At 44.7% G+C, this 22,500-nt stretch carries 19 protein-coding genes and 1 tRNA gene; 16 read left to right on the forward strand and 4 right to left on the reverse strand.

Annotated elements, in window-relative coordinates; all coding sequences use genetic code 11:
• Positions 1-81: 81 nt before the first annotated feature.
• Positions 82-155: transfer RNA gene (locus J7W08_RS05460), tRNA-Val, on the reverse strand.
• Between the two features lie 161 nt (positions 156-316).
• Here J7W08_RS05460 and J7W08_RS05465 point away from each other — a divergent pair.
• The 12 genes from J7W08_RS05465 (at position 317) to J7W08_RS05520 (ending at position 15,944) form a co-directional block, all read left to right on the forward strand.
• On the forward strand, positions 317-607 hold the full coding sequence (locus J7W08_RS05465; protein WP_233085617.1) for a hypothetical protein: 291 nt from the start codon (positions 317-319) through the stop codon (positions 605-607).
• An 86-nt stretch (positions 608-693) separates the two neighbouring features.
• The gene (hdrA2, locus tag J7W08_RS05470; protein WP_233085618.1) at positions 694-3,048 is read left to right on the forward strand and encodes a CoB-CoM heterodisulfide reductase HdrA2; all 2,355 of its coding nucleotides are present in this window, start codon (positions 694-696) and stop codon (positions 3,046-3,048) included.
• A complete protein-coding gene (locus J7W08_RS05475) occupies positions 3,045-4,334 on the forward strand; it encodes a 4Fe-4S binding protein (RefSeq protein ID WP_233085619.1) in 1,290 nt (429 codons plus the stop codon). Before hdrA2 ends, J7W08_RS05475 begins: the two co-directional genes overlap by 4 nt.
• 218 nt (positions 4,335-4,552) lie before the next feature.
• Complete coding sequence (gene gatE, locus J7W08_RS05480; RefSeq protein WP_233085620.1) at positions 4,553-6,454, forward strand: Glu-tRNA(Gln) amidotransferase subunit GatE; 1,902 nt, start codon at positions 4,553-4,555, stop codon at positions 6,452-6,454.
• 15 nt (positions 6,455-6,469) lie between these two features.
• Entirely contained in the window at positions 6,470-7,534 is a 1,065-nt protein-coding gene (locus J7W08_RS05485; protein ID WP_233085621.1) for a DUF5050 domain-containing protein, read from the forward strand.
• 150 nt (positions 7,535-7,684) lie between these two features.
• On the forward strand, positions 7,685-8,782 hold the full coding sequence (gene carA / locus J7W08_RS05490; protein WP_233085622.1) for a glutamine-hydrolyzing carbamoyl-phosphate synthase small subunit: 1,098 nt from the start codon (positions 7,685-7,687) through the stop codon (positions 8,780-8,782).
• Positions 8,782-12,009, forward strand: a complete 3,228-nt coding sequence (carB, locus tag J7W08_RS05495) for a carbamoyl-phosphate synthase large subunit (RefSeq protein WP_233085623.1) — start codon at positions 8,782-8,784, stop codon at positions 12,007-12,009. Before carA ends, carB begins: the two co-directional genes overlap by 1 nt.
• 24 nt (positions 12,010-12,033) lie before the next feature.
• Positions 12,034-13,218: an argininosuccinate synthase gene (locus tag J7W08_RS05500; protein WP_233085624.1), complete on the forward strand. Its 1,185-nt coding sequence runs from the start codon at positions 12,034-12,036 to the stop codon at positions 13,216-13,218.
• Between the two features lie 173 nt (positions 13,219-13,391).
• On the forward strand, positions 13,392-13,805 hold the full coding sequence (locus tag J7W08_RS05505) for a GNAT family N-acetyltransferase (protein WP_233085625.1): 414 nt from the start codon (positions 13,392-13,394) through the stop codon (positions 13,803-13,805).
• 276 nt (positions 13,806-14,081) lie between these two features.
• The gene (locus J7W08_RS05510; RefSeq protein ID WP_233085626.1) at positions 14,082-14,789 is read left to right on the forward strand and encodes a DUF4386 domain-containing protein; all 708 of its coding nucleotides are present in this window, start codon (positions 14,082-14,084) and stop codon (positions 14,787-14,789) included.
• Between the two features lie 56 nt (positions 14,790-14,845).
• Positions 14,846-15,277: a DUF6326 family protein gene (locus J7W08_RS05515; protein ID WP_233085627.1), complete on the forward strand. Its 432-nt coding sequence runs from the start codon at positions 14,846-14,848 to the stop codon at positions 15,275-15,277.
• 490 nt (positions 15,278-15,767) lie between these two features.
• Positions 15,768-15,944, forward strand: coding sequence for a 4Fe-4S binding protein (locus J7W08_RS05520; protein ID WP_233085628.1), 177 nt, complete (start codon positions 15,768-15,770; stop codon positions 15,942-15,944).
• 73 nt (positions 15,945-16,017) lie between these two features.
• Here the strand turns inward: J7W08_RS05520 and J7W08_RS05525 are convergent, their stop codons facing one another.
• Together J7W08_RS05525 and J7W08_RS05530 are read right to left on the reverse strand one after the other, a co-directional pair.
• Complete coding sequence (locus J7W08_RS05525) at positions 16,018-16,653, reverse strand: CDGSH iron-sulfur domain-containing protein (RefSeq protein WP_233085629.1); 636 nt, start codon at positions 16,651-16,653, stop codon at positions 16,018-16,020.
• Positions 16,654-16,756: 103 nt separating this feature from the next.
• Positions 16,757-17,932: a pyridoxal phosphate-dependent aminotransferase gene (locus tag J7W08_RS05530; protein WP_233085630.1), complete on the reverse strand. Its 1,176-nt coding sequence runs from the start codon at positions 17,930-17,932 to the stop codon at positions 16,757-16,759.
• 119 nt (positions 17,933-18,051) lie between these two features.
• On the opposite strand from J7W08_RS05530, the gene J7W08_RS05535 reads away from it, so the two are divergent.
• Entirely contained in the window at positions 18,052-18,369 is a 318-nt protein-coding gene (locus tag J7W08_RS05535; protein WP_233085631.1) for a DUF6951 family protein, read from the forward strand.
• A gap of 55 nt (positions 18,370-18,424) precedes the next feature.
• Here J7W08_RS05535 and gpgS read toward each other — a convergent pair whose 3' ends face one another.
• Positions 18,425-19,636 (reverse strand): glucosyl-3-phosphoglycerate synthase, encoded by a 1,212-nt coding sequence (gene gpgS, locus J7W08_RS05540; protein ID WP_233085632.1) that lies wholly within the window; start codon positions 19,634-19,636, stop codon positions 18,425-18,427.
• 237 nt (positions 19,637-19,873) lie between these two features.
• On the opposite strand from gpgS, the gene mpgP reads away from it, so the two are divergent.
• Genes mpgP through J7W08_RS05555 form a run of 3 tightly spaced genes read left to right on the forward strand, consistent with a single transcriptional unit; the run spans position 19,874 to position 22,488 of the window.
• Positions 19,874-20,701: a mannosyl-3-phosphoglycerate phosphatase gene (mpgP, locus tag J7W08_RS05545; protein WP_233085633.1), complete on the forward strand. Its 828-nt coding sequence runs from the start codon at positions 19,874-19,876 to the stop codon at positions 20,699-20,701.
• A gap of 27 nt (positions 20,702-20,728) precedes the next feature.
• Positions 20,729-21,259, forward strand: coding sequence for a hypothetical protein (locus tag J7W08_RS05550; protein WP_233085634.1), 531 nt, complete (start codon positions 20,729-20,731; stop codon positions 21,257-21,259).
• Positions 21,256-22,488 carry a glycoside hydrolase family 15 protein gene (locus J7W08_RS05555; protein WP_233085635.1) on the forward strand — a complete coding sequence of 411 codons (1,233 nt, stop codon included), beginning with the start codon at positions 21,256-21,258 and terminating at the stop codon, positions 22,486-22,488. Before J7W08_RS05550 ends, J7W08_RS05555 begins: the two co-directional genes overlap by 4 nt.
• Positions 22,489-22,500 lie beyond the last annotated feature (12 nt).

A 22,500-nucleotide genomic window follows, 5' to 3' on the forward strand; every position in this document is an offset into this window, starting at 1 on the left:
CAGAACGGAAGCTTCAATAGTAAATTCAAAACAGCAAAAACAAAGCTCTTCCTCGCGAAAACAATCAGAAAATGAACATAATGGGCCCGAGGAGATTCGAACTCCTGATTCCCGCCGTGTAAAGGCGATGTCATAACCGGCTAGACCACGGGCCCCTGTTGCAAATAATACACATCAGTATCCGCCACCATCTAAGTGGTGTGGGACGTGCAACTCCATAATAGCACTAGTCATATATAATGTTTTTCATGCAGGGGCAGGGATGTGCAGGAATGAATCACAACCATTAATAATTAGTAATGCATAGTTGGATAGCATGACCGATAGTAGTGAAAATTCTGAAATAGTCCAGCAGAGCAAGCAACTTGAAGAGTTCAAGGTTGATCTCAACTACAATAAAGAGATGGGACAGATCGTCATCTGGATGCCGGTCGGGGAGCATGATATGCGCATCATTACCAGTAGCGAGGACGGAAAACTGGATTGTGTTTTTGTCCAGATGCACCCGAGTCCCGAAAAAGCGCAGGAAACCTATGAGAAATTTGCTACTGCAGATGACGTCAGGACAATGTTCACCCTCACCGGCATTGGAAAGAAATGTAAATGATGCTGGTTGATGTTATCAGCAATTAATAATAAATTTGAACTTTTGTTATCTCATAAATTAGAAAACTTCAAGAGGAAGCCTATCGCATGCGAATCGGAGTATATATCTGCCACTGTGGATTGAACATTGCCAGTGTCATCAACATGGATGCACTTCATAAGAAAGTCGAGGAGATGGAGGATGTTGCCCTTGTAAAGGACATTCAGTTCATGTGCTCTGATTTCGGGCAGGAGCAGCTGATCGAGGACATCAAAGAAAACAACATCGACAGGATACTGGTAGCAGCGTGCACTCCGAAACTCCATGAACCCACATTCAAACGCGTCCTCGAAAAAGCAGGGATCAATCCTTACCTTCTGGAGATCGCAAACATCCGCGAGCAATGCTCCTGGGTACACATGCATAACCACAGCATGGCTACCCAGAAAGCTTTCGATCTTATCAAAATGGGCGTTGCAAAGCTTAAGCTGCTGGCACCATTGCAGATCCGTACGTTCAAGGCGAACAAGGATGTTCTGGTCATCGGTGGCGGTGTTGCAGGTATCGAAGCAGCCCTGACACTTGCAGATTCCGGCACACACGTATACATGGTGGAGAAAGAGCCCACCATCGGGGGCAAAATGGCACTGCTCAACGAAGTTTTTCCCACCAATGACTGCTCCATATGCGTACTGGCACCGAAGATGACGGATGTACAGAACCACCCGAACATCGATATGCTGACCTACTCCGAGATCACCGAGATCTCCGGCTCAGTAGGTAATTTCAATGTAAAAGGCCTCCAGAATCCCAGATATGTCATTGTCGATCGCTGCAAAGGCTGTATCGACCAGTGTTCGAACGTCTGCCCTGTAGAGATACCAAATCCGTTCGACAGCGGTCTTGGCAAGACAAAGGCCATCAACATGCCTATTCCGCAGGCTGTCCCGCAGTCGGCTTACATCAACAATGAATACTGTGTTGGGTGCGGACTTTGCAAACAGGCCTGCCCGGCAGATGCTATTGATTTTAAACTGAAGGAAGAGGAATTCTCGTTCACCGTCGGAGCTGTGATCGTCGCAACCGGTTATCAGGGTTTTGATGCAAAACGCAAGGAAGAATATGGTTACAGCGTCTATCCTGATGTCCTGACCAATATGGAGCTGGAGAGATTGCTCAACGCATCAGGACCAACGCGCGGCAAGGTAGTAGTGCCATCCACACACGAGATCCCGAAGAAAGTTGCTTTTATCCAGTGCGTCGGCTCCAGAGACGAGACCGTTGGAAACCCCTACTGCTCCCGTGTCTGTTGCATGTCATCCATGAAAAATGCACAGATGATCAAGGAGCGCTATCCTGACACCGATGTTACCATTCACTATATTGACATACGTGCAGCCGGTGAGATGTACGAGGAATACTACGTACGCACCCAGATGATGGGAATAAATTTCATCCGGGGCAAAGTTGCCGAAGTGCAGCTTGACCCGCAAGGCCAGATGCAGCTTCGGTATGAGGACACGCTCGAATGTGCCATCCACGAGGAATCTTACGATCTCGTGATCCTTGCAACCGGAATGGAAGCCAGCACAACTTCAGACCCGATCGCAAAGATGCTGAACCTCTCAAAAAGACCTGACAGGTTCTTGTCAATCGCACACCCGAAGATGAGACCTGTGGATGCCCACATAAACGGTGTCTTCATCGCAGGCTGTGCCTCAGGACCAAAGGAGATACAGGCAGCCATTGCACAGGGAAGTGCAACCGCTGCAAGGTCCACCCGCCTGCTGGCAAAGGGAGAGCTTAAAAGTGATCCGTTCAGCGCACATGTCGATCCGGAAAAATGCATAGGATGTCGCATATGTGAGAGCGTATGCAATTTCAATACGATAAAGGTCATAGACGGGAAGGCAGTGGTAGATGAGATATCCTGCCAAACATGTGGTTCATGCAGTGCATCCTGTCCCACAGATGCTATTACCATGCCCCACAGCACTGACGAGCAGATCATAGCACAGATAAGGGCGGCTGTTGAGATCAAGGATGAGTTCCCGCTTATCATTGCGTTCCTCTGCAACTGGTGCAGCTATGGTTCCGCCGACCTTGCAGGAACATCAAGGATACAATACCCGACCAACGTCAGGATCATCAAGGTCATGTGTGCCGGACGTGTGGACCCGGATTTTGTACTGGAAGCATTGCAGGGAGGCGCAGACGGAGTACTTGTTACTGGCTGCCGTCTTGACGAATGTCACTACATACTCGGCAACATTGATGCAAAACACAGGATGGATAACCTCAAGGAAATTCTCGATGAGATCGGACTGGACCCGCGAAGGCTAAGGCTACAATGGATATCTGCAGCAGAAGGGGATAAATTTGCAAAGACCATTGAGGATTTCGTTGACGAGCTCACCGAACTTGGACCTGTTGGTTCCGAGCTGCCGGAGGAGCAGGAATGAGTGACGAAGAAAAGTCCATGGAAGTCTCAAGAGAGATGGACATACAGGGCAACCACATCCTTTACAAGCTGGTCTCCGACAGGTCTGAAAAGACACTTGATTACGATTACAAGAGATGCGTTGGGTGCGGGATCTGCGCAAGGATCTGCCCCACGAAGGCACTCGAGCTTGGACCTATCAAGGAAATAGCCACAGGAATGGATGCACCACCTGTGATGATGGACCTTGATAAGTGTACATTCTGTTCCATGTGTGTGAACTTCTGTCCAGTAACAGCTCTGGAAATGAGAACAGAAGGAGATTTTCCTGAAGAGGAACTATATCCTGCGCTTGAATACAAGGTCGAGATGAACGAGAAATGTGTACCCTGTTCCTTATGCGAAGCATCATGCCCGGAGGATGCCATTGAGCTGAAATACACATTCCCGAAAAAAGAAGAGATAGCACCACTAAAAGAGAATGCCGAAGGCGAGATAGAGATCGATACTGATAAATGCAATCTCTGCGGAATTTGTGCACATTTCTGTGATGCCTTCCTCATGCTGGAAAAGGAACCAAAGGCAACCGACCCCATGCCCTTTGAGCAGCTCATCGTTGACGAGGATATGTGCGACTACTGCATGCTCTGCCAGGACATCTGTCCCGAGGATGCGATAAAGGTCAAGGGAGAGCGTCCCTGCGAACCGCCTGTAGTATCAGGACATGTGACGGTTGATGATGATAAATGCACACGCTGCGGCTGGTGTGATGCGGTCTGTCCTTATGATGCGGTCGATCTGGTCAAGCCATTCGAAGGTGAGCTGGTACTTGTCGAGGAACACATCGAGAAATGTGACACACAGGGGTGTCATGCCTGCTTTAACATCTGCCCATCGCACCTCTGGTACGTCCCGGAAGATGGAAAGAACATCGCAGCAGTAGATGATCTTTGCACTTACTGTGGAGCCTGTGTCAATGCATGTCCAGTCGATGTGATGAAAGTTGCACGCAGCAAGGTAAATCATACGGATATTCCTGATTCGCCCTGGGCATCCGAGTGGAAGGATGCCATCGATTCACTCCTCACAAAAGAAAGAAAGCGACCTGATCTTTCAAGAGCACTGGAGCTCGAGATCGAGCCACTGAAAGAGCATGTGGATATCGCATTCCCGGATGTCGATGAAGAGATGATGGGTAAAGTTTTCGACAGGATGAGAACAGCCAGGGATGTCCTTACAGACCCAAAGTTCAGGAGGAAACTGAACAAAGGGGATGCAGATGATATCCATAAGTCCATGCCAAAATAAGTGCTTGAAGAGTACTGGAACTATGACTGGCATTTCCCTTGAAACTTCTATGAACACAAAAGAATCCATTCTTTTTGGAATAGTTGTTGATAGATACACAGAGCAAAGCACAAAAAGTTATAGCATATGCCTGTGAACAGATAGCAAACAATACTTTTATAACGCCTAACACATTTTGTTGTCTAGATTGTGACAGAGTAATTTTTGGTGATACTTTTATGAGCAAAAAGATCGACTACCGTGAACTTGGACTAAAATGCGGACTTGAGATTCATCAGCAGTTGAACTCAAAAGAGAAACTCTTCTGTAAATGCCCTACTAAGATACGTGACACGGATGAGTCGAACTTTGAATTCTTCCGTTACCTGCGTCCCACTGCAAGTGAGATGGGAGAGACCGACAGGGCAGCACTTGAGCAGACAAAGGTCAACAGGAAATATATCTACAAAGCATACGATACCACCTGCCTTGTGGAAAACGATGAGGAACCACCTCGCGAACTTAACAAAGAGTCACTTGATATCGCATTGTCGATCGCAAAGCTATTGCACATGATACCAGTGGAGCAGCTCCACGTCATGAGAAAAATAGTTGTGGACGGATCGAACACCAGCGGATTCCAGAGAACTGCTTTCCTCGCCGGAGGTGGACACCTCGACACATCTGAAGGAGCTGTAGGCGTTGATGTCCTCTGTGTAGAGGAAGAGGCCGCACAAAAGATAGAGGACAAAGGCGACTCTATCCTTTATTCACTTGACAGGCTGGGAATACCGCTTGTGGAGATCGGTACAGCACCTGACATAATCTCACCGGCACATGCAAAGGAGACTGCTGCCAATATCGGCATGTTGCTCCGTTCTACCGGCAAGGTAAAAAGAGGTCTTGGGACCATCAGGCAGGATGTCAACATATCCATAGCAGAAGGAGCCCGCGTAGAGGTAAAAGGTGTCCAGGCTCTTGATCTTATCGAAACTATTGTTGAAAGGGAAGCCGAGAGACAGGTTAACCTGATTGAGATACGCAGGTCCCTTAAGGAAAGAGATGCAAGCGTCCATGATGAGGTCTTTGACGTGACCGACCTGTTCAGCGAAACAGAATCAAAGGTCATAAAGAAATCACTCAAGAAAGGAAAGGTACTGGCAGTACTACTGCCCGGATTTGCAGGACATGTGGGAATGGAAGTACAGCCCGGAAGACGCCTTGGTACCGAGTTCTCAGACCGCGCAAAGACCTCAGGTGTAGGTGGCATATTCCACACTGATGAACTGCCCAATTATGGTATAACCGAAGATGAGGTCGCTTCATTGCGTGATTTCGTCGGTGCGAAAGAAGGCGATGCTGTCGTTATGGTAGCAGACAAAGAAAAACGTGCACACGGTGCCATGGAAAGTGTGCTTATCCGTGCGCAGGAAGCACTTGAGTTCGTTCCCGAAGAGACAAGACGTGCACTCCCTGATGGTAACAGCGCATACATGAGACCGCTTCCTGGAGCTTCGAGGATGTACCCCGAGACAGATGTACCACAGGTAGAGATCAAAAAAGAGTACTTTGATACTATCGAGATCCCGGAGCTTCTCACAGAAAGGGCAAAGAGGTTTAGCAAAGATTACGGGCTCAACGAGGAACTTGCTGAGAAGATCGCATATTCACAGGACCTGACGCTTTTCGAGGAATTGATGAGCAGGTACAACAATGACAAGAATGTCACTGCAACCCTTATCGTGACAACATTCACAGGACTTGTGCCTGAACTCAAACGTGATGGTGTGGATGTCACGAAGATCAATGACGAGCACTTCAAACAGATGTTCGAGATAATATCTTCAGGTGATGTGGCCAAAGAGGGTATGGAGCAGATACTCCGCCATGTTGCAAAGAAACCAAAGGCAAACATAAGGGACAGTCTGGAAGAACTTGGACTTACGGGAATTGACACATCCCAGATCGAAGATTTCATCGCAAAGATCGTAGAAGAAAGACAGGACTTTGTGAAAGAAAAAGGACCAGCAGCCGTAGGACCTCTCATGGGAATTGTCATGGGCGAGTTCCGCGGAAAGGTTGACGGAAAGGTCCTCAGTGAACTCCTGAAACAAAAGATTAATGAGTGTATTAATACATAATATTCGTTAGATATTATGACACTTGGGAGAAACAACACTGGTACATTAGTCTTAAAGATTGCATTGATCGCGTCGATACTATTGATATCAACAGCTTTAGCAGGTGCTATATCGTTAGGAGAGACAGAACAACTTACCTTTGATGTCAACCAGAGATCACCTGCATGGAGTCCGGATGGGCAATTGATAGCTTATTCTTCTGAGCAGGCCATCTGGATAATGAATGCAGACGGATCTGACCAAACAAGGATATATGACACCATTGCATGGGAAGGAGAGCCTTCTTTCAGTTCAGATGGAAAATTCATATATTATGCTACAGAACATGTCCAGCCATTCTCTTCCAAGTTCGTAAGTATCCGTGTGGTAGAGCTTGCTGAAAAAAGCAATACTTCACAGATAACAGAAAATGCTGACAAAAGGGAACCCGTCATGAGTCCCGATGGAACAAAGATAGCATACCTTTCAAAAACTGCAGGAAACTATGATATATGGACAATGAACCCTGATGGCAGTGAGAGTAGGCAGATAACCGATTCATCCAGTAATGAAGGAGCACCATCCTGGTCACCTGAAGGCGACATGCTGGTATATTCACTGGAAGGGAAGATATGGACCGTCGACCCTGATAATAGGGTTCCAAAGCTCCTCAGGAATGATAATTTTGTGAACACAAATCCGGTGTTCAATCCTGATGGAACAAAGATAGCATTTGTATCTGACAGGTCAGGCAATTCTGATATATGGGTTATGAACTCAAATGGTGTAGGAATTGAACAGGTCACATTTGAAAATTCAACTCAGGAACATCCTGCATGGAGTCCAGAGGGCGATAAAATTGCGTTTTCATCTAACGAAGGTGGTGACTACAACATCTGGACAATTGCCCTTTCAGACACAGATAGTCTGGTTGAGTTGGGACCTGATAAGGAACTGCTGGTGGAAGAAGAAAAGTTCGACATATTAAAAGAACTTGAAGCTTTTGCAACAAAGTCGCCACTGAGAACACTCATTATATTATTCTCACTCTCAGTAGTTATAATACTGATCTTCCTCAGGAACTTCCTCAAAGGACTGTAAGAACAGTCCTCTTATTTTCTTTTACGGATATTACCTTTTATTAGTCCATTGTTTTAGAATCAAGAGTTATATCACTCACAACTGTTCTGAAATCTATAAATTCCATCGTAACGCTTATAGCCTATTCATGACATGTATTCGCAGGTTCGGATGATGTCTGCAGTAATAGGATTAGAAGATGGAACAATTTTAAAAGGTACTGGTTTTGGTGCCGAAGGTATCGTTTGCGGAGAACTTGTTTTTACTACCCAGTACACAGGATATGAGGAGTCTCTTACAGACCCGTCCTACACTGGTCAGATATTAATGTTCACGTACCCTTTGATAGGGAACTATGGTGTTAATAAGGACACTTTTCAGTCAGATGGCGTGAAGGCCGAAGGCCTTGTGGTGAGGGAAGCCTGTCCTTCTCCAAGTCACCACCTTTCCACGCGTAATATCTACAAATTAATGGAAGATGAAGGTAAGCCGGGAATTTCCGGCATTGATACCCGTATGCTTACCATCGGTACCAGAGAGCATGGTACCATGCGTGCTGCACTGATAAACGGCAGCGACGATGGCGAAGAAGCAGTCAGGCTGGCAAGGGAACAGCCCGACATTTCAACTCTTGACCTTATCTCAAGGGTCACCTGCAAAGAGCCATATACAATAGAAAGTCAGGTAAAGACCGCTGACAGAAAGCACGTTGTGCTCTTTGATCTTGGTATGAAGAAGAACATCTCTTTAAGTCTTCTGAGAAGAGGCGTAGATGTTACAGTAGTGCCTGCCAACACACCTGCTTCTGTGATCGAGGATTACAACCCTGATCTGCTTTTCCTTTCCAACGGACCGGGAGATCCACAGAATGCACAGAATGCTATTGATGTTGTCAAGAACCTTGCAGGAACAATGCCAATATCAGGTATCTGCCTTGGACACCAGGTCATCTCAAGAGCACTTGGAGCAGATACATACAAGCTCAAATTCGGACACCGCGGAGCAAACCAGCCGGTCAAGGACCTGGAATCCGGAATTGTCCACATAACATCACAGAATCACGGCTTCGCCGTTGAAGGTGACACATTTGATGATACAGATGTGACTGTCACACAGATCAACACTAATGATAATACAGTAGAGGGGATCGAACACAACGATCTTGACATCTTCAGTGTCCAGTACCATCCGGAAGCACATGCCGGACCAAGGGACACGGAGAAAATATTCTTTGGAAAGGTCATGAAAGCTATGGGAGGCAGGGTATAATGACAAAACGAACAGATATTAAAAAGATCCTGCTGATAGGCTCCGGACCGATCATGATCGGACAGGGAGCAGAATTCGATTTCTCAGGAAGCCAGGCTTGCAGGTCATTAAGAGAAGAAGGATATGAAGTAGTCCTTGTAAACTCCAATCCGGCAACCATTATGACAGATCCGGAGATGGCAGATGCTGTTTACATCGAACCCCTTGAAGCAAAGATAATCGCAAAGATAATCGAGAAGGAACTCCCCGACGGCATCATTGCAGGTATCGGTGGTCAGACCGGACTAAACCTTACAAGTGAACTTGCTGATATGGGAGTTTTCGAAAAGTTCAATGTCGAACTGCTTGGAACATCTCTTGAAGCCATCAAGAACACCGAGGACCGTGAGCTTTTCAAGAAGAAGATGGAAGAGATCGGGGAAAAGGTCCCTAGAAGTGTGGCAGTTTCCACACTTAAAGAAGCTGAAGCGCTCATTGAAGAGCTTGGACTTCCACTCATCATTCGCCCCGCATACACCCTTGGTGGTGCCGGTGGCGGTATCGCATACACAAGAGAACAGCTTCTCGAGATAAGTGAAAGAGGACTGCGCCGCAGCAGGATCAACCAGGTGCTTATCGAAGAGAGCGTACTTGGCTGGAAAGAGTTCGAATACGAGGTCATGCGTGACTCCAACGACACATGTATCGTTATCTGTAACATGGAGAACCTCGACCCGATGGGAGTTCACACCGGTGAGTCCATTGTGGTAACACCATCCCAGACACTGAACGATATCGAACACCAGATGCTGAGAACAGCAGCTATCAAGATCATACGTGCTTTAGGAATTGAAGGTGGATGTAACATCCAGTTCGCTGCAAAAGACGGTGAATACAGGATCGTAGAGGTCAACCCGCGTGTTTCAAGATCATCAGCCCTTGCATCAAAGGCAACCGGTTACCCGATCGCCAGGGTAACGGCTAAGATCGCTATCGGCATGACACTGGACCAGATCCTCAACGATGTCACAAAGAAGACACCTGCATCCTTTGAACCTACCATTGACTATGTAGTTACAAAGATCCCAAGGTGGCCTTTCGACAAGTTCGTGACCGCGGACAAGACATTGACAACCGCTATGAAGAGTACAGGTGAGGTCATGTCCATCGGACGCACCATTGAGGAATCACTCCAGAAAGCAGTCCGTTCCCTTGATATCGGAATGAAGTTCGGAAGCAAAGTATGGGATCAGGCAGAAGCCAAAACCCTGCTAAAAACACCTACCAGTGAGAGGCTTTTCGTTATCTTCGATGCATTGAAGAATGGTATGAGCGTTGAAGAGGTCTCAGAACTTTCAGGCTATGATATATTCTTCGTAACAAAAATCAACAACATCGTCGAGATGGAGAAGGAACTTGAGAACAGGCTTTTCGCAGGTGAGCCGGACATTGAGATGCTCAGGTCTGCCAAGCAGATGGGATTCACCGATGACAGGATCGCAGAACTCACAGGCAAGAGCCGCGAGGAGATCAATGATCTTCGCCGTGAGAACATCAGTGCTACCTACAAGATGGTAGATACCTGTGCTGCAGAGTTCGCTGCAGAAACTCCTTACTATTATTCATGCTATGAGACCATGTGCGAAGACCAGCCAACGGACAGGAAGAAGATCCTGATCCTTGGTGCAGGTCCTATACGAATCGGTCAAGGTATCGAGTTCGACTACTGTACCGTCCACGCTGTTACAGCCATCCGTGATGAAGGCCTTGAGGCACACATCATCAACAACAACCCTGAGACGGTATCAACTGACTACGATACATCCGACAAGCTGTTCTTCGAGCCTCTGACACTCGAGGACGTCATGAACGTTATCGATCGTGAGAAACCATACGGTGTACTTGTCCAGTTCGGTGGACAGACATCTGTCAACCTTGCAATGCCACTCCAGAAAGAGCTTGACCGCCGTGATGATATCGATACGATAATTCTCGGAACATCTCCGGAAGACATCGACATGGCAGAGGACAGGGAGAAGTTCAACCTGATGATGAGCAAGCTTGACGTTGCACAGCCTGAAGCAGGTTATGCAACATCCGAAGAAGATGCCATTGCGATCGCAACACGAATCGGGTACCCTGTACTTGTCAGGCCATCATACGTTCTCGGTGGACGTGCAATGGAGATCGTCTATGAACAGTCTGACCTTGAACGCTACATGATAGAAGCAGTCCGTGTGTCCCCTGAGCACCCGATCCTTATTGACGATTTCCTTGAGGGAGCAGTAGAAATCGATGTTGATGCTGTCTGTGACGGCAAGGACGTGCTTATCGGTGCTATCATGGAACACATCGAAGAAGCAGGTGTGCACTCCGGTGACTCTGCATGTGTGATTCCACCATACTCACTCTCCGAGGAAACTCTCGCAACAGTACGTGATTATACCCGCAAGATCGCACTTTCGCTCAATGTTAAGGGACTTATCAACATACAGATGGCAGAGCAGAATGGCAAGGTCTATGTGCTTGAAGCAAACCCACGTTCCAGCCGAACGATACCATTTGTATCAAAAGCAGTAGGAATTCCACTTGCCAAGATAGCTGCACAGGTCATTATCGGACATACCCTTGAAGACCTTGGTTATACAGAACTTGATGAGACACCTGTAAAACATTACTCTGTCAAGGAAGTATTACTTCCATTCGACAAGTTGCCAGGTGCAGACCCTGTGCTCAGCCCCGAGATGAAGAGTACTGGAGAGGTCATGGGAGTTGACTATGATTTCGGACGTGCTTTCTTCAAGGCACAGATCAGTGCAGACAATATACTGCCACTTAGCGGTTACGTTTTCATGTCCATCAGACAGAACGACAAGGAAGCTTTTGTTGAAACCGCCCGCAAGATGCAGGATGCAGGACTTAAGCTCATCGGTACCAAAGGTACTGTGAACTTTTTGGCCGAGAAAGGCATCAATATGGAAGCAGTGATGAAGGTGCACGAGGGAAGCCCTAATGTCATCGACATGATGCGCAGGGATGAGGTCGCACTCATTGTGAACACCCCAACAGGAAGGCAGTCACGAAAGGACGGATACACTATCCGCCGTGCAGCAGTGGACTTCAAGGTGCCGTATATCACCACAATCCAGTCTGCAAAAGCTGCGGCTGATGCTATTGTCTCAATGAAGGAAGGAGACCTTGCCATCAAGTCCATCAATGAATATCACAAAGAGATCGTCAGGAACTAATTATCAATTAAGGAACGAACTAACATGTCAAAGAAAGTAGTACTTGCTTATTCCGGAGGACTGGACACATCTATCTGTATCCCCCTCCTCAAAGAAGAATACGGATACGACGAAGTCATAACCGTAGCAGTCGATGTAGGACAGCCAAAGGAAGATGTCGCACAGGCAGAAGAGAAGGCAAAGAAGATCAGTGACCTTCATTTCACCCTTGATGTTCGCGAAGAGTTCGTGAACGACTACATATTCCCTTTGATAAGAGCCAATGGTGATTATGAAGGATATGTTATGGGAACATCCATCGCCCGCCCGCTTATCGCCAAAAAGGTCGTCGAGATCGCTGAGCAGGAAGGCGCTGTTGCACTTGCACACGGCTGTACCGGCAAAGGCAACGACCAGCTTCGTTTCGAGGCTGTGTTCAGGCTCACTGATATGGATGTCATCGCACCTATGAGAGAGATGAACCTGACCCGTGAATGGGAGATCGAATACGCAAAGGAACATGGCATCCCAGTAGGTGTCACAACTGCAAAGCCATGGAGCGTTGACGAGAACATCTGGAGCAGAAGCATCGAGGGCGGAAAGCTCGAAGACCCTGGATACATCCCACCTGAGGAGATCTACAAATGGACAGCTTCACCTGAAGACGCACCTGATGCACAGACCATCGTGATCGGTTTCGAGAACGGTGTCCCAGTATCACTTGATGGTGAGAAGATGGACGGTGTTGAGCTCATTGAGAAGATGAACGTCATTGCAGGCACCCACGGTGTCGGACGTACTGACATGATCGAAGACCGTGTCCTCGGACTCAAAGCACGTGAAAACTACGAGCACCCTGCAGCAACCGTACTCCTTGCAGCACACAGGGATCTTGAAAAACTGGTCCTCACCCGCTCTGAGCTCAAGTTCAAGGCAATGGTGGACGAACAGTGGTCCGAACTCGCATACTACGGTCTTGTAGACGAACCACTCTACGATGACCTGAATGCATTCATTAACAAAACACAGGTACGTGTAAACGGTACAGTAACCATGAAACTGTACAAGGGAAGCCTCACAATCCTTGCAAGGACATCCCCGGCAGCACTCTATTCAGAAGAACTTGTATCCTTTGATGGAACAAGTATTGACCAGAAGGACGCTGAAGGATTTGCTAAATATCACGGTTTCCAGGCACGCCTGTTCAGGAAATTCGTTGATAAGAACTAAAAGTGATTTTCTCGTATGCGGTTGTCGCATACGGGCTTCTTTTATCTTTTTTTCTATTGTTGATCTTGATTTGATTCAGCCCAATCTTTAACATCTGTTCTTTTTAACTAATATTATCAATTGTTATTGACTATACGCTATATAGTTCAAATTATCCTTCGAGATGATAGTAAATGGAAAGAAGATACAAACTGATCAAGCAGATTCCAACTGTTGAAGAATATCAAACACTTCGTGAAGCGGTTGGATGGGATAGAATAGCTGATCCAAAAGCAGCTGATGTCGGTTTGAATAACTCACTGTTTTGTGTCTGTGCCGTTTCAGATAACAAAGTTATCGGATGTGGCAGGGTTATCGGAGACATGGGAATTTACTATTACGTCCAGGATATCATAGTCTTACCCAAGTTTCAGGGGAAGGGTCTGGGTAAAAATATCATGGATATAATTATCGACTATCTAGAAGAACATGCTTCACCAGGTTCTTTTGTCGGATTAATGGCTGCAAAAGGTCTTTCCGGATTTTATGAGCGCTATGGATTTACAAAAAGACCATCTGACGGACCCGGGATGTTCAGAATGATGTGAAAATGGTAAGCTGGAGATGCTTGCTGCTTCTTTAAGATTTAAGCTAAAATATCGGTCTCCAATTTATTCTATTTCTATCAAATCATTAAAATAAGGTTTACAATACTAAACAAAAAATTCGAATATTCCCTCCTTACATGCAATGTTGTTGAAAATCATTTTTGATATGGAAATCCAATTATTATCAATTTTTAAGTTGCTTTCAAGTTATATTTAGAATATCCAAAAATACTAAATAGTGACGACACCCAATTTTTAATGTGGAAGTGGTGTGGAATGGCAGAAAGAAAAGAACTATCAAACCCTGACAGAAAGACAGCAATAATCGTAGGAATATTGTTCATAATTGCTACTGCGTTTCTTTTTATCGGAGAGGCATTTTACAAACCAATACTAAGTTCTTCCAATTATCTGGATATTGCATACCCAAACAGGACACTTGTAATAATTGGAATGCTTCTTGAATTTGTCTGTGTTCTTGCAATACCACTCATCGCCATATTCCTTTATCCTGTTCTAAGGAGATATAGTGAAACATTGGCCATTGGATATGTTGTCTTCAGATTCTTTGAAGCGGTTTTATTTGTTGATTCTGAGATAAACAAACTCTCACTGATCGGCCTAAGTCAGCAGTATTTAAATAATGAAGTAGTCGATGCTTCATATTTCCATATCATAGGCAGTTCAATTCAACATACGAACGAGTGGAATTTTTTGATCTATGTAATGATCTTTTGTTTCGGAGCCTTAATGCTCTACTATGTACTATATACCTCAGAACTTGTACCTCGTTTTATATCTGTCTGGGGATTTGCTGCTGCTTTATTTTTGTTGGCGGGCACAGTAATGACTCTGGTAGGAGGATTTATTGGATTTTCAGAACTGAATTTTGAACTAATCTTTGCTCCACCGATCGCTGTGAATGAAATGGTTCTGGCACTATGGTTGATCGTAAAAGGATTCAATCCATCTGCCAAACCCTAAATAAAATCCCGAAGTTGATTCATTACAGCATTTGACAAAAAAATAGAGGTGACAAAATGAACTCAGATGAAAATACTCCCACATTCTTAGAAGATGTGAAGATAAATGTGAAGATAAAGCTTTCAGCATTATGGGCAACTTTAATGTTTTTATATCTGTATTTGGATTTTTTCAAATTGTATGAACCAGGGTCTATAGAGGAAATCCTGGCGGGAAGAGTATGGGAATTTGAAATTACTCAGGCATGGGCGTTGTCAGCTATGGTACTAATGACAATTCCAAGTCTTATGGTCTTCCTGTCCATGGCATTACCAGCTAAAGCGAATCGCTTGACAAACATCATACTGGGTGCATTATATGTTGTTGTTGGGATAGGAACTATGATAGGAGAGACCTGGGTTTTTTATATATTTGGTCATAGTCTAGGAATTATACTTCTTTTACTGATTGTCTGGCATGCGTGGAATTGGCCTAAGCAGGAAGCGTGACTCGCTTCCTTTTTTTAAGATTTCTGTGACTTCGCACTATTTTTGTGAGCTATATACAAAGCTAACAATGTGTACGCAAATTTGTGGTGAATTTAAGTGAAAGGATCTCAGTTTCGGTATGTATTGGCTTTCAACAAAATGCTTATTGATACAAAATAAATAGCTTTCACATGGTAATGACCCAAAAACCAAGTATGCGATCAGCCAAAGTCACTGAGTGTATAAACGCAACAGCATTTTAATTACTCGAGAAACATCCAGAAGGACTGCGCTGGTCAGAACATCTCTCAATGATCAGGGCATCAGATCCTCAGGAACTGTTCTTCATCCTGTACTCTATCTTGCCGTTAACCATATCATCTTCATAAGCATGGTATTTAGCAAACCTTTTTTGATACTCGATACATTTTTATCGAACATCACTTAATGAGTATATTGTAAAATTTGCAAATAGTGCAAGTTTAACCAACCTAAATGGGAGAAAATAATAATGGTAGCTATAATTAAAAGGGACGACTGCGTAGGATGTGGAGTATGTGTAGATGACTGCCCGGCCGAAGCAATTTCAATGGACGGCGACAACATCGCTGTAGTAGATGCTGACGCATGCACTGAATGTGGTATATGTGTGGACTCCTGTCCATCCGAAGCAATTTCAATGGAATAAGCAGTTTTATTCCATTTATTTTTCTATTTTTAATATTCAGTAGTTTGTTTCCAATTCCTGTCTACCTGTTGATTTAATTCTTCCTATCCTTAAATTTAGCATTGGAGTGCTGGCCGTCACAGAATGGTTTATTTCGGGATTCACCGCATCTGCATAGAGCATAATGGTCCTGGGTTTCAGGTACTGAACCATCAGAGTCATCAAGACTGACTCCTGTAACATTGTAAGGTCCATCTTTCAGAACAAAAATTTCCGGACCATGTGAATAATCCTTATACAATTTTCCATTAACAGTATAACTCAATGCGCCAGAAGGACAGGTTCTGATGAGTTTTGCTATCTCTTCCGGGTCTGCAGCATCCGGATCTGCCCAGGGTTCTTCACCCTTTCTGAAAACAGAAGGTAGATTACGAACACAATGACCTACGTGAGAACACACATCTCTGTTACGATGAATGGTAATATGTTTTCCGACGTAAGTATCAACCCTATCAGGAACACGGTCTTTTTCTTTTTCACCGGAAAAATCGTTCTTTACATGTGTTCCATCACAAAATGGCATATTTGTCGACCCTCCACATCTGCAAAGTGCCATAGCAGGTTTTGTCTCGATAAAAACACCCTTTGAATTCCTGAGTGTTTTAAGGTCTTTCACAATATATGGTCCATTTTTTGATACTTTTATTGAAGGCCTGACTTCTTTCTCCACTCAAACACCTCTGTAATAAGAAATCTGTGTACATCGGATTTCTAATTATTGTAAGGAACAGTTTTTGTAACAAAAATCAAGTTAATTATTAGACCTTCAGCGATCATCCATTCAGGAAAGCATCGAGCCTCTTCATTCCCTCTTCAATATTCCCCAGATTGTTCGCATAAGAGAACCTGATATACCCTTCAGCACCATCGCCAAAATCAATTCCCGGTGTGACTGCCACGCCTGCTTCATTCAGTATTGTACGACTCATTTCCAGGGAATCGGTCCCGAACTCACTGGCATCAGCAAGCACATAGAACGCCCCCATTGGTTCGTATCCAACTCTGAAACCGATGTCCTTCAGTCTCTTCAGCATGTGTTTCCTGCGTTCGTCATATGTAGCCACCATTTCACCAACATGGTCCTGCGGACCACGAAGTGCAGCAATACCTGCCTCCTGGACAAAGCTGTTGGCACATATGAAGAAGTTCTGCTGGAGCTTTTGCAGCACCCTCATGCAGTCAAGAGGTGCGATAAGGTATCCAAGCCGCCAGCCTGTCATGCAATATTTCTTGGAAAATCCATTGAGTACAAAGGCATTGTCAGTGTATTCCAGAATGCTGTGGTCCTTTCCGCCATAGATAAGACCCTGATAGATCTCATCAGAGATTATCGGGATATTGCCTTTATTTTCTGCTATCTCTGCTATTCCCTGCATCTCCCCTGAGGACATCACATAGCCTGTAGGATTGGAGGGACTATTGATCAGGATCGCACTGGTATCAGCATCAATATTCTCAGATACAAGCTCAGGGGTCAAGCCAAATCCATTCTCTTCGGATGTGTATGCAAAGTTCGATCTGCACCCAAGAGCACTGACGAAATTCGGATAGCATGCATAATGAGGATTTGACATAAGGACTCCATCACCCTGATCCAGCAATGCCATGAAGGTTAGCATCAATGCAGGGCTTGTTCCGGATGTCACAAGGACCTGCTCAGGAACAAGGTCAAGCCCGAAGCGGTTGTTATAATCATCCACGATGGCACTTCTCAGTTCAGGCAGGCCCAGACTATGAGTATAGCGGGTATTGCAGGATGCAAGGGATCGGTCCGCTGCATCACAAATATGAGGTGCTGTCGGGAAATCAGGCTCTCCTATCTCAAGATGGATTATATCCCTGCCGGCTTGTTCCAGCTTCTGGGCACTTTCCAGCACCTCCATGACATAGAAAGGAGGTATATTCATGGATCTTTCAGATAACGATAAAGAGGCAGGTGGATGTGACATTCTTGGTAGCTCCTGATCCTGGGTTTTTAATGTGTATTCTCTTGAGGTTTATGCAAGGATAATTTATAATACATATGATAGAAGAAGATATTTCTTAACCAAAAATAAGGGATGATAATATGACAAAGATAACTGTCGATTCGACAATATGTGCATTTACCCATACTATTACCGGCCAGTTGGAAGGCGATAAGGTCATCATAGATATCGATACACCGTGTGAAAAGATCAAAGAACTTTCCCACATGGAAGTCCCTACGATGGAGATATTCGGGATCGATGATAACTATGTCATCAGGAAAGCAAAGGATGCAAAATGCAGCTCTACTTGCCTGATCCCTTGTGCAGTACTTCACATGTGCAATCTGGAAGCAGGTTTTCTGTCAAAGAACCTGGCAGAGAAGTCCGGAAGTATCAGTATAAATTTTGAACCGTGAAGATCCTCCTGCTCACAAAATAAGAGAATATTTTACCATTCATTACAAGGTTCCATCACTTATTGCAATATTCTTTTTCATCAGCAAGACAGGCTTCATATAGCTGTTCACGAAGGTCCGGCATAGCTGAAAGGGCACGGGTCCAATCAGGCATGAGTACGTCTGAAGGATGTTCAAGGTAATCTTCACCAGATCTCCTGATAACATTTGCGAACATATCCACATATAGCTCTTCCGCATGCCTGTTATAGCACAGACCATTGCAAAGGGCATCAGCATGATACCTGCGTATAAGGTCCTGACCGAGGCGCTTGTATTTTACATGGATACCATGCAGGTAAGAAGGTGAAATTATATTATCCGTGGATTCCGTTGTGATCCTCATAAAGGTCGTGAAGATATCACCGACCATTTTGCATAGACCTTCTGATCTGTTGGAACCTACATCCTGATGCTTATGATCATAGTAACCAAGATCAGTCTGGCAGATCTTCTTAGTTGTTGTGTTTCTGTAGACCTCTGCAAGAAGACCGACTTCAAGTCCCCAATCTGCAGGGATCCGTATGTTCATGGCAAGATCACTCGTCATAGCAAATTCACCTGCAAGAGTATACCTGAAAGCAAGAAGATACCGAAGTATATCAGCCTTGGAATCCATCTGTAAAGTGTCGAGCAAAGGACGTACAAAAAGCCTGAAAACACGACCGTGCATGGTCTTTGTCTCCATATTTATCCTTGCATAATAACCTTTGTTGAAAAAGAAATTAAGTTCCGGTTCCACAATAGGATACAATAACTTTGCCGGGAAATCCTTGGAATAAGTGACAATATCAGCATCATGATAAGCGATAGCATAGGAATCAAGGGTGGCGATCCCCGTGGCCAGCCAAACATCTTTCCCTTTACCCTTATAAGAAGTAATATCGATCCCCATCTTTTTCATAGTGAATAAAATGTGTTGGGCCCTGGGGCCATCACACCATACCACAATGTGAGGAGTTTTCAATTCTTTGAAAAATTCCACCACATGAACATATTCTTCTTCAGTTTCAGCTGCAAGGGCGATAACGACCTGATTAAGGCAAGTACACTCATTGAGATTGGAAATTATGTTCTTAAGAGGGGGATTATTAACCTCTTCATACAAGATAGGAATTATGAGTGATGCAGGTCTGCGAGTTTTAAGTTCATGTATTCTTTTGATAAGTCGTTCTTTATCAATACTAAAATCATGAATTGTCGTAATATATTCTTGGTAAAAATCCATCTAACTCCCCAGTAGATCTGATAGGCTGCAAAGTGTTCATAGTCCGGAATAAAGACTGGATCGAAACGCATTCCCCCACCTGTAGATGCACACCAATATTCCCGTTATGATATGTTGAATATCTATATATAGAACATTTAATATAAGCTTTTATACAGACGGAGAATTCAAAACTGGTATCGGTAGACTAAAACATTTACTTGCTACCAAATATTTTTAAAACTGCTGGCAGGGGGAATGATCTTGGGGTATATTATATTTACAGATCTTGATGGCACCTTAATAGACCACGCCACTTATTCTTATGAGGCAGCAAGACCTGCACTTAGCCTGCTCAAACAAAAAGGTATACCTCTAATATTCTGTACCAGCAAGACCCGTGCAGAGATCGAGGTCTATGTTGAGGAACTGGACTGTCGCCATCCATTCATATCAGAAAATGGAGGAGGCATCTTCATACCGGAAGGATATTTTGATATTGATCTGAAGTTTGATCACAAGATCGGTGACTATAATGTCATAGAACTTGGAACCAGCTATTCCAATCTAAAAGATACCCTCTTGGAGATCAGCAAGAATTTCGATATTGAGATAATTAATTTTGGTAACATGACCACTGAAGAAGTAAGTGAGGATACAGGACTCGATATTCACTCTGCAGGACTTGCAAAGCTACGCGAGTATGATGAGGTCTTCCGGATAATCGATGAAACTGAAGAAAAAGCTTCCCGGATGATGGAACTTATAAGCTCTGCAGGGTACAACCACACCAGAGGTGGTAGATACTGGCATATTATCGGGAACAACGATAAAGGCAAAGCTGTCAGGATGCTAAGTGACATCTACAGAAAGCAGTTCACTGAGATCACCACAATAGGTCTTGGCGATAGCCTGAATGACCTGCCAATGCTGGGATCTGTGGATATACCTGTTCTTGTACAAAAGCCGGGCAGCTTACACGACCCTTCAATAACCGATCCGAAAATAAAGCGTGTAAAGGGTATCGGACCCATAGGGTGGAACAATGCGGTCAGCGAGATAATAGAGAAGGGATCCGGAATTTAATTTTAAGAACATAAAGGGGTACATGGAATGATACGAATTGAGAATATGATATCAAGAGCCTTTTTGATAGGAATTATCAAGATGGTGGACAAGAATGGGGTCCAGAATGCTCTGGAATGGTTACGTGAGATCGGGGAAGAATTAGCTGAGATCGAAGGACCTGGATTTGAAGGTGCTCGTGAAGATGACATTAACTATTTGCCAGTCTGTCCGTTCTCAAACACTCTCCTTGATTTTATAGCGATATATGGAGAGAGACCTTCACAATTCGTAGAACTTGTAAACCTTTCCAACAAGCAAATGAGGGAAGCTGAGGACGGTTGGGAATATCCGGCACTTACAACGGTCACAGGCATACTTCATCACAGCTACATAAAAAGAAGGGGAAAACTGGCAGGTGTTGAACTTCTTAATGTGGGATCAAGATGCCCTCGTACCAACAATATAGTCTACAACGAGAAAGCCCTTGAGAAGGCAAATATGACAAAAGAAGACGTGGATAAGTATCTTGAGAAAGCATATTACGTTTGTAAGATCAATTACCTTAAAAAGGAGTGAATTCTTTGAACCTGATCGAAGCTGAAAAACTCTACGAGAACAGCGTAAAGATCCTGAAGAACAACCAGCATGAAAAAGGAGGATTTTATGCAAGTCCGCCAGGAACACGTTATCCTTTTATCTACCCCAGAGACCACTCGGTGGCAATACTTGGCTGCATTGATGCCGAAATGCTGGACGAGGCCAGAAGAGGTCTTGAATTTGTCCTGAACTCCCAAAAGCCCCTGGGAGAATTTTCCCAGAGATATGATGTTGACGGAAATGACGCTAGCTACAAGGACCTGCAGATCGATGGGAACGGCCTGGTCCTTTTTTCAATGGGAAAATATTTCGAAGCAACGGGCGGACTCTTCTTTGAATCGATGGCTGACAGGATTTTTGTGGAAAAACACTGGGAAACTGTCAAGAAAGCTGTTGAGTTCATATTGCTGAACAAGAACGAAGAGGTCGACCTGATTCATACTGTGAACAGCATCCACGAATATCCCGCCTACGAGCATGGTTTTGAGATCTATGCCAACTCTGCCTGTTGTGCAGGGATCCTCGCAGCAGTAAAAATGGGAGAAGCCCTTGGTGAAGATGTCGCCAACTGGAAAGCTGAGGCTGAAAAGATAAGGGAAGCCATTCTTACACGGATGTATAGCCCGCGTAGGCGCTCATTTATCAAATGTATCCGTGTAAAAGAGAAAAGCAGCAACCCTATCGGATACGATGCCTTTGCCTCAAGCGTAATCGATGTGGATGTTGTGGAATACGCACCTGCATACTTTGAGCTCATAGACCAGCATGACATCAAGAATCGCTATACTGTCCGGAGGATACATGATAGGCTCTGGGACAAGGAGATCGGAGGCTTAAACCGCTATCCGGAAATGTGGGACAGGAATAACGGAGGATATGGACCATGGTGCCACTTCACCTGCCAGCTTGCAAACCATTATGTTGCTATTGATGACCAGGATATGGCAGAGATGTATATGGGATGGGTAGTGGACATGGCACACAACTACCTCCTGCCCGAACATATCTCAACAATTGAAAGGTTTGAGATATGGCATGAAGACTATACCAACGCAAAGATTCTCAGGGATAGTAAACTTACTATGATCGAAAATGTGCGTAACCATCCAAAATGGAAAGATGGAATGGCATACGTGACTATACCACTCATATGGCCTCACGCAGAATATGTCAGGACTTATAAGAACTACATGGAGAAGTTTGGCTGAATAAGTTCTTGT

Source organism: Methanococcoides orientis (assembly GCF_021184045.1).
In the GTDB taxonomy this organism is placed as follows: Archaea; Halobacteriota; Methanosarcinia; order Methanosarcinales; family Methanosarcinaceae; genus Methanococcoides; species Methanococcoides orientis.

What these genes read in the sequence shown, in the direction of transcription:
- gatE (WP_233085620.1), top strand. Translation starts at nt 4,553, where the DNA reads ATGAGCAAAAAGATCGACTACCGTGAACTTGGACTAAAATGCGGACTT.
- gpgS (WP_233085632.1), bottom strand. Translation starts at nt 19,636, where the DNA reads ATGGATTTTTACCAAGAATATATTACGACAATTCATGATTTTAGTATT.
- J7W08_RS05505 (WP_233085625.1), top strand. Translation starts at nt 13,392, where the DNA reads ATGGAAAGAAGATACAAACTGATCAAGCAGATTCCAACTGTTGAAGAA.
- hdrA2 (WP_233085618.1), top strand. Translation starts at nt 694, where the DNA reads ATGCGAATCGGAGTATATATCTGCCACTGTGGATTGAACATTGCCAGT.
- J7W08_RS05520 (WP_233085628.1), top strand. Translation starts at nt 15,768, where the DNA reads ATGGTAGCTATAATTAAAAGGGACGACTGCGTAGGATGTGGAGTATGT.
- carA (WP_233085622.1), top strand. Translation starts at nt 7,685, where the DNA reads ATGATGTCTGCAGTAATAGGATTAGAAGATGGAACAATTTTAAAAGGT.
- J7W08_RS05530 (WP_233085630.1), bottom strand. Translation starts at nt 17,932, where the DNA reads ATGTCACATCCACCTGCCTCTTTATCGTTATCTGAAAGATCCATGAAT.
- J7W08_RS05500 (WP_233085624.1), top strand. Translation starts at nt 12,034, where the DNA reads ATGTCAAAGAAAGTAGTACTTGCTTATTCCGGAGGACTGGACACATCT.
- J7W08_RS05535 (WP_233085631.1), top strand. Translation starts at nt 18,052, where the DNA reads ATGACAAAGATAACTGTCGATTCGACAATATGTGCATTTACCCATACT.
- J7W08_RS05515 (WP_233085627.1), top strand. Translation starts at nt 14,846, where the DNA reads ATGAACTCAGATGAAAATACTCCCACATTCTTAGAAGATGTGAAGATA.
- J7W08_RS05510 (WP_233085626.1), top strand. Translation starts at nt 14,082, where the DNA reads ATGGCAGAAAGAAAAGAACTATCAAACCCTGACAGAAAGACAGCAATA.
- carB (WP_233085623.1), top strand. Translation starts at nt 8,782, where the DNA reads ATGACAAAACGAACAGATATTAAAAAGATCCTGCTGATAGGCTCCGGA.
- J7W08_RS05550 (WP_233085634.1), top strand. Translation starts at nt 20,729, where the DNA reads ATGATACGAATTGAGAATATGATATCAAGAGCCTTTTTGATAGGAATT.
- J7W08_RS05465 (WP_233085617.1), top strand. Translation starts at nt 317, where the DNA reads ATGACCGATAGTAGTGAAAATTCTGAAATAGTCCAGCAGAGCAAGCAA.
- J7W08_RS05485 (WP_233085621.1), top strand. Translation starts at nt 6,470, where the DNA reads ATGACACTTGGGAGAAACAACACTGGTACATTAGTCTTAAAGATTGCA.
- mpgP (WP_233085633.1), top strand. Translation starts at nt 19,874, where the DNA reads ATGATCTTGGGGTATATTATATTTACAGATCTTGATGGCACCTTAATA.
- J7W08_RS05475 (WP_233085619.1), top strand. Translation starts at nt 3,045, where the DNA reads ATGAGTGACGAAGAAAAGTCCATGGAAGTCTCAAGAGAGATGGACATA.